General features: G+C 69.0%; 4 protein-coding genes and 3 pseudogenes. 6 read left to right on the top strand and 1 reads right to left on the bottom strand.

Translation table 11 applies throughout. The features are described 5' to 3' along the window. Window positions 1-126: 126 nt before the first annotated feature. A complete protein-coding gene (locus ACFWXC_RS52710; RefSeq protein WP_384491446.1) occupies window positions 127-876 on the bottom strand; it encodes a DNA-methyltransferase in 750 nt (249 codons plus the stop codon). 605 nt (window positions 877-1,481) lie between these two features. Here ACFWXC_RS52710 and ACFWXC_RS52705 point away from each other — a divergent pair. From ACFWXC_RS52705 to ACFWXC_RS52680, 6 genes and pseudogenes are all read left to right on the top strand, one after another. Continuing rightward, window positions 1,482-2,623, top strand: a pseudogene (locus ACFWXC_RS52705) (C40 family peptidase). Window positions 2,624-2,709: 86 nt separating this feature from the next. Further along, entirely contained in the window at window positions 2,710-3,009 is a 300-nt protein-coding gene (locus ACFWXC_RS52700) for a DUF6112 family protein (protein ID WP_384491448.1), read from the top strand. Beyond that, a complete protein-coding gene (locus tag ACFWXC_RS52695; protein ID WP_384491444.1) occupies window positions 3,009-3,695 on the top strand; it encodes a hypothetical protein in 687 nt (228 codons plus the stop codon). The genes ACFWXC_RS52700 and ACFWXC_RS52695 overlap by 1 nt, the downstream gene beginning before the upstream one ends. A 31-nt stretch (window positions 3,696-3,726) precedes the next feature. Then, window positions 3,727-5,115, top strand: a pseudogene (locus tag ACFWXC_RS52690) (ATP-binding protein). A gap of 99 nt (window positions 5,116-5,214) precedes the next feature. Continuing rightward, window positions 5,215-6,685 (top strand): annotated as a pseudogene (locus ACFWXC_RS52685) (SCO6880 family protein). 47 nt (window positions 6,686-6,732) lie between these two features. Further along, the gene (locus ACFWXC_RS52680) at window positions 6,733-7,110 is read left to right on the top strand and encodes a DUF6238 family protein (protein ID WP_384491442.1); all 378 of its coding nucleotides are present in this window, start codon (window positions 6,733-6,735) and stop codon (window positions 7,108-7,110) included. Window positions 7,111-7,260: the final 150 nt, after the last annotated feature.

Here is a 7,260-nt window from a genome sequence, read left to right as displayed (position 1 = left end):
CTTATCCGGCGGGCTTTCGTGGCTGCCTCACGCAAGCTAATGGGCGGCGGGCGAATGGGTTACTCTATGCGCCAGCCGCCCTTTGGTGTCTGCCGTCTATCGGCCCTGAGCTCTCTGCTCTCATGATCACTCCCTCGGTCCGGCCAGGACGAAGTCGTCCTGGGTCAGCTCGGCCTGGAGCCGCTGTTCAGCGATGTCGGCATAGTGGTCGGACAGCTCAACGCCTATGAAACGCCGACCTTCGCGAAGAGCAGCAACCCCTGTCGTCCCCGAGCCCGCGAAGGGATCCAGGACAGTGCCGCCAGGCGGGCAGATCTTCACCAGCTCCTGCATCACTTCCATCGGCTTCTGGGTGATGTGCACCCGGTCCTTCCGTGGCTGGCTCGCCGTGTAGAGGCCGGGCAGGTAGACGGGATTGCGGCTGGCATCGACGGGTCCCTTGGTTCCCCACACGATGTACTCGCACGACTGCTTGAGTCGGCCCTTCTGCGGCCGTGAGACCGGCTTGTGCCACGACGCGATCCCGCGCCAGGTCCACCCGGCGGCTTGGAGTGCGTCCGTCGTAGTGGGCAGCTGCCGCCAGTCGGTGAAGACGAGCGCGGTGCCGGACTCGACGGTCGCGCGATAGGACTCGGTGAGCAAGAGAGTCAGCCAGAAGCCGTACGAACGCTGGTCACGGTTCTCTCCTGGGAAGTTGGCAAGGTCGTGCTCGGCATCCGCCGAGGTGTACTTCGCGCGCGCAGAGCGACCGGTGCGCTCGCTGCTGGTTCGACCGCCACTGTTGTATGGAGGGTCCGTGATCACGGCGTCGACGCTGTTGTCAGGGATGCCGGCGAGGGCGGTCAGCGCGTCGCCTCGATACAGGGTGTACGGCATTGCGCGGTTCTCTCTTTCGGGGAGGCGGTCGTGCGGTCGTTGCTCCGCTCGCGGAGGCACGTCGGCATGGGTCGCTCCGCAGAACCGCGGAAGCAGTTGCCGGGGCGAGCGATGCGCTGGATGTTAACTCCGAATTCCGGCCGCACCCAATGAGGCGGATGTCCGGTCAGCAGCCCGAAACCGTCAGAAGCAAGGGGCGTTTGGTGCGGCCGGATTTCGTCTCTACAGTCTCGCCATATCGCAGGTGGGGGACATGCTTCCCCCTGCCGAGCTGTTCCTACGCGTGCTGGTCCACCCAAAGGACAGCATGCCCTCCACTACTGGCTTCCTGACTGGCGAAGGGGCTCTCCTCATGTGGCGAGAGAGATTACGAGCGCGGCTCACTGCCGCTTTTCAGTAAGGAGGCCAGCGGCCAGGAGTTAGCTACTCCCGGCCCTGGTTTCCTTGCGAATTCACAACCGGCGTGGTGCCGGTGGCCTTTTCGACGAAAACGCCCGCGCCGCGTTACCTACGAGTAAGGAGCTGCCGATGCAGCATGCCCAGGCGCGCCCTTCGCTGGGTCCAAGTGTCCTGTCCTCCCGCCAGTCGGTCTTCGGCTCACGCCCGTGAAAAAGGTCCTCGCCATAGCCGGGGCCGTGGCACTCGGCCCGACGTTGTTGATAACGCCCGCCGCCGTCGCTCTCGCTGGTTCCGGCGCTGCCCTGGCCTCTTGCTCCACGGATGGCCCACTAGCTGTGGATAGCGCGGCGGTTGCGAAGCAGGTTGAGTCGATCCTCAAAGGCAACGGCAAGGGGTCCGTGTCCGTTTCGGGGCTGGATGACCCCGAGGAGCAGATACCGAACGCCAAGACGATCCAGGCCACCGGCGTTGCGATGAAGGTGCTGGCGCGAGGGCAGATCGTCGCCCTGGCCACGGCTCTGCAGGAGTCGCGGTTCGGAATCTGGGCTACGGCGATCGGGATTCGCGTGGTCTCTTCCAGCAGCGTCCCAGTCAGGGCTGGGGTTCGGCCGCGGAGGTTCGCGATCCGGTGCACGCCTCGACGAAGTTCTACGAGGGCTTGCTCAAGGTCTCGGGCTGGCAGTCGATGACCGTCGCCCAGGCCGCGCAGGCGGTTCAGAAGAGCGGATTCCCTGACGCGTACGCGAAGTGGGAGCCGCTTGCCACGGCCCTCCAGAAGGCCATCGCCACGTCACTTGGCCAGACCGGGAGTTCCGGCAAGGACAGCGGCACGGGCGGAGAAGACCAGCAGGCGACCTCCCCGGCGATTGCCGGGTGTGGCTCCGGGGAAGACGGGTCCGCATTCGGCCCGATTCCCGCAGGCTCGGTCCCGGAAGGCTACGAGATCCCAGCGAGTGCGCCCAAGTCCGTGCGTGTGGCGATCCGTTGGAGCCTCGGTCAGCTCGGTACGCCGTATCAGTGGGGCGGCAACTGCTCGGATCCGCACGGGCAGGACCCGATGGGCCGGTGCGACTGCTCGTCCCTGATGCAGGCGTCGTACAAGGCCGGCGGTGTCTCGATCTCCCGGACCACTTACACGCAGGTGAAAGAGGGCAAGGCGGTCAGTTTCGATGCCCTCAAGCCGGGTGACCTCCTGTTCACCCGCGGCACGGCCGCAGCGCCCGAACATGTCGGGATGTTCATTGGCCGGGGGCTGATCCTGCAGGCCCCGCACACCGGCGACGTGGTCAAGATCTCGACCCTCGCCGACTGGCGTACAAACATCGTCGCCGCCCGCCGAGTCGTCTGACCGGCTTCTTCTCCCCCGTCTCCTCGCTCCGTTTCCTCTCGGGCCTTCGCGCGCCCAAAATCGCACTGGAGTTCCATGTGAAGCTCATGCAGCACACCCAGTATCTGGCGTACAACCCCGGCATCACACCGAAGGAGGGAGGTCTTCCCGGCCTCAGTGTGCTGAAGGACGTCATCTCCTCTATCAACCTCTTCGGAATCATCGCGGTGGTCGGCGCTCTGGCCATCTCCGCCGTGGTCTGGGCATGGGGCCACCACAGCGGCGGCCACCAGGCCGAGGCGAACGGGAAGAAGGGCACCGTCGTCGCCGCCGGCTGTGCGCTGCTGCTCGGCGCGGCCAACGGCATCGTCGCGTTCTTCTCGGCGATGGGGACGCAGGTCCACTGATGCCGAAGAGCCGTTCCCGCTCCCCTCAGGAGCGCACTTACAGGTCGTCCTCCTCGGTGTTGCGACGTGCCCTGCTGGGCGGCCTCGTGCTCGCCGTGCTGCTGGCCGTCGCCGGCCTCCTCGCGTATCTGACCCGCGCGGAGAGCCCCGCCTCGACGCAGCCTGCTCACACTCCTCAGTCCACACCCCAGGTGGCATCGCCCGAGGCGACCGACGGCAAGCGTCCGGCCGTCGCATCGCCGCCCGAGACGAGTGATCCGATCACTTTCGCCAAGGCGGCCGCCAAGGTCCTGTGGACGTACGACACCCGCTCCTTCTCCCGGGCCGAGCACGTCGCCGGACTCAAACGGTGGATGACGACAGAGACGAAGTACGCCGACTGGGAGTCCGTCTCCGATCAGGTGCCCAGCCCGGTGCTGTGGTCGCGACTGCACGACAACCACCAGTACGCGACCGCCAAGGTCGGCGAGGGCCACTTCCCACAGGCGTTCAAGACCGCCCTGACCCAGGACCCAGGCGCGATCACCGAGGCGTACGTCTACGCCGTCACGGTCACCAGGAAGCAGTCCATCGCCTGGAAGGGCTCCGAGTCCGGAGCCGAGTCCCGCGCCACGACCCTCGCCGTCCAGTGCCGCCCCGACCACGCCTGTGCCCTGGTCGGCATACTGCCGAACGTCGCGCCCTGATCGCCCCCAAATCCCGAAAGGAGGTGCCCCCATGGGGACTTGTGACCTTCCCCTGATGAGCACGGTGTGCGACACCGTCGGCGGTGTCGTCGGTTCGACCGGACAAGCGATCACCGATGGCATCGGTGCCTGGATCGCCAAGTCCATGGGCGAGCTGGCCCAGTCGGCCGCGGACCTCGCCTCGACGGCCGTCGACAAGACCACGGCCGTTGATCTCAACGCCGAGTGGTTCCGCAGCAACTACGAGCTGTTGCTCCCCATCGGTCTCGTCCTGACCGTCGGCACGTTCTGTCTGCAGCTGATGCGTGCGGCCTGGCGCCGTGACGAGCGCGCTCTCGCGCAGGCGGTGACCGGGACGGCGGCGGGTGTCCTGTTCGCCTTCGCGGCCATCGCCTGCACCACCGTCGCGCTGACCGTGGTCGACGCGCTCAGTGCCGGGCTGTTCAAGGCGGCGGACACATCGGTCGCCGACGCGATCCGCCGCGTCATCGAGGTCAACGACCTCGGTCCGATGTACGAGTTGGGTTGGGCGATACCCGCCGTGGTCGGCCTCGGGTGCGCCATCGGTGCGTTCCTGTACTGATCGGTGATGGTCGCCCGCAAGGTCGGCATCCTGGTCCTAGTGACGCTGGCGGTGTTCGCCGGCGCGGGCGGCGGCTGGGAAGTGGCGCGGCGCTGGCGGCGGGGGTGGATCGAGGCGACGGCGACTCTGATCGTCAGCAAGCTCCTGATGACGATCGTGTTCCTGCTGGGCGTCTCGGCCATGGGCAAGAGCCACGCCTCCGACGGGCTCGCCGCCCTGTCCGACGCCATGGCCGGGCTCGTCGTGATGGTCCTGGTGATGCTATGCCCCTACGCCACCTACCGGTTCGTGCACTGGGCGGCCGACGGCGGCGGCCAGGACGACCTCCACCGTACGGGCGTCGCGGGGGTCGCGGTGGCCGCCGGTGCGGCGAAGACCGCTGGCCAGCTCGCGATGCAGGCCGGCATCGGCATGCCCGCACCGCAGGGCCCGTCCAAGATTCCGGGCCAGGGCTCGGGTGGAGTCGCCTCCGGCATCGACCCGACCGGCGGAACAGGCGGGGACGACAAGCCGAAACAGATCCACTTCCGCTTCGGCGAGGACCCGAACGCCACCGGTGACAAGGGCCGGGCACTGATCCGGCGGCCACCCAGCGACGGTGACCGCGGCCAGCCTCTGATCCAGCGTCCCGGTTCGGACACCGCAGCCGAGTCGGCACCCGTCTTGTCCGGGCCGACGCCCCACGGTGCGTCGATGGGCCAGCCGCGGATCACGCACCTGGACCCGCCGGCACCCCGGAGCACTGGGCCGTCCGCGGGGAGCGGGCTCTCTCCGCAGCGCGGTCCCATGCCGCAGCCGTGGGTCTACCCCGAACCGCCGACGGGATCGGGCTCGTAGCCCTCGGCTGACGAGGTGGGCGGCTCCGGTCGCCTCCGGCGCAGCCCACCCGTTCCTCTCTCTTGTTCTTGCTCTCCACGTTCCAAGGACGGCTTCGCCATGCTCACCGACACCTCTCAGCCTGACGGCCCGGCCACCGTGAAGTTCCCGCATCGCTCGCGGCGCGGTGTACTGCTCGGGCTGTCGGCTGCTCAGCTGATCGTCATCACCGTGACCGGGCTGCTGCTGCTCGCGGTGCTGCTCGCCTCCGGTGTCACCGGGGCGCTCAAGCTCACGCCGCTGTGGGCGGCCGTCCTGGCGGCGGTATTCGTGCGCCATCGCGGACGGTCCCTCGCCGACTGGACGCCTCTCGCCGCGGGGTACGCGCTCCGCCGCTTCCGGGGCCAGCTGGTCTGGCTCGCCCAGCCCGTCCACCCGGCCGCGCCGCGAGGGTCTGCTTCATCTCCCGGGTACGGCGGCTTCCCTGCGGGTGGTCACCGCCTCGCAGGGCCGCTTCGGTGCGGTGCACGATCCGCACCACGGCACGCTCACCGCGGTCGTCAAGGTCTCCTCACGTGCCTTCGCGCTGCTCGACCCAGCCACCCAGAACAGCAACGTCGCGGGCTGGGGGCGCACGCTAGCGGCTCTGGCTCGCACCGGGCACATCGCCCGCGTCCAGGTCCTGGAGCGCACGGTGCCCGACTCCGGCGACGCGCTCAACCGCTACTGGCACGAGCACGGCGCCGAGGCGACCCACCTCGCCGGACCGATCTACAGCGACCTGCTGGCCGCCGCCGGCCCAGCCGCGGCCCCGCACGAGGCGTACGTCGCACTCGCCCTCGATCTCAAGACCGCACGCCGTCTGATCAACCAGGCCGGCGGCGGACTCACCGGCGGCTTCGCCGTCCTGGCCCAGCTCACCACCACCTTCGACCAGGCCGCCCGCAACTCCGGTCTCACGCCCAACGGCTGGCTGGACGCGACCGAGATCGCCGCCGTGATCCGTACCGCATACGACCCGAAGGCGTCCGTCGCCCTGGACCAGTGGTCGGCCTCGGGCCGCCCGCAAGCCGAGCCCGCTGCAGCCGGCCCTGTCGTCCTGATCGAGAAGGCCGACCGGATCCAGACCGACTCGGCCCACCACACCACGTTCTGGATCGAGAACTGGCCCCGCATCGAGACCGGCCCCGGCTTCCTGCACCAGCTCCTGTTCACCTCCGGGGTGCGCCGCACCCTGTCGCTGACGTATGAGCCCAAGGGTCTGGACTCCGCGCTCAAGGACGTACAGCGCCGCAAGGCAACCGTGGTCGCGGACGCCGCCGAGCGGCAGCGCAAGGGACAGGTCGACTCTGAGGAGGACTCGGTCGAGTACGCCGACATCAAGCAGCGCGAGCGGCAGTTGATCGCCGGGCACGCCGACGTCGCCCTCACCGGTCTGCTGACCGTGAGCGCCGACACCGAAGAGCAGCTGAACGCCGCCTGCGCCGCGATCGAGACGGCCGCCGTCGCCGCCCTCGTCGACCTGCGCCTTCTGACCTGGCAGCAGGCCGAGGCCTTCACCAACGCCGCCCTGCCCCTCGCCCGCCCGTAGCGCACGCACCCGCACCACCGTCTCGCGCTCTACCGAAGGGCACCCTCATGCCGACCGAGCCCCTGCCCGAACTGGCTCCGGACTTCGTCCCGTTCGCCACCGCCGCGCTCGACTTCCACCGGGCGATCAACATGCCGGTCGCCCCGGTCGCCGCCGGCCGTGCCGAACTCGACTCCCTGCACGCCCACGCCGTGGCGCTCTACGGGCTGCTCGACGCTCATGCAGTCCGCACCACCCCGGTGGCCAGGGCGGAGGGCGACCACCTGCGGGCGTGCCGGATCCGGCTGTGGCAGGCAGCCGAGCACCTCCACGCCGCCTTCCACGCCGCCCCCGCCCCGGCACCGACCGGCTCCCCGCCCAGGGGACGGGCCGGGCCCGGCTGGCCGAGGGGGCGCCCGAACTCACCGTGTGCCAGCGCCACCTAGTAGGACTCCGTTAGGTCTGTCTCGATCTTGGCTTTGGGTGTGTCCCGCTGGGCGTGGGTTGGTGGCAGGTGGTGCAGACGCCGGTCCAGCACCTCAGGACGTCCTGGAGGGCGTCGAGGATCTGGTAGAGAGTGAGGGCGGTCCGGGCGC

This window comes from Streptomyces sp. NPDC058683, assembly GCF_042716195.1.
GTDB lineage: Bacteria > Actinomycetota > Actinomycetes > Streptomycetales > Streptomycetaceae > Streptomyces.
The sequence above is the reverse complement of the archived record's forward strand: the minus strand, read 5'-3'. Positions and strand labels throughout refer to the sequence as shown.

Bases quoted from the DNA above. Each gene is read 5' to 3' on its own strand.
- ACFWXC_RS52680 (WP_384491442.1), top strand. From the start codon at position 6,733: ATGCCGACCGAGCCCCTGCCCGAACTGGCTCCGGACTTCGTCCCGTTC.
- ACFWXC_RS52695 (WP_384491444.1), top strand. From the start codon at position 3,009: ATGCCGAAGAGCCGTTCCCGCTCCCCTCAGGAGCGCACTTACAGGTCG.
- ACFWXC_RS52700 (WP_384491448.1), top strand. From the start codon at position 2,710: ATGCAGCACACCCAGTATCTGGCGTACAACCCCGGCATCACACCGAAG.
- ACFWXC_RS52710 (WP_384491446.1), bottom strand. From the start codon at position 876: ATGCCGTACACCCTGTATCGAGGCGACGCGCTGACCGCCCTCGCCGGC.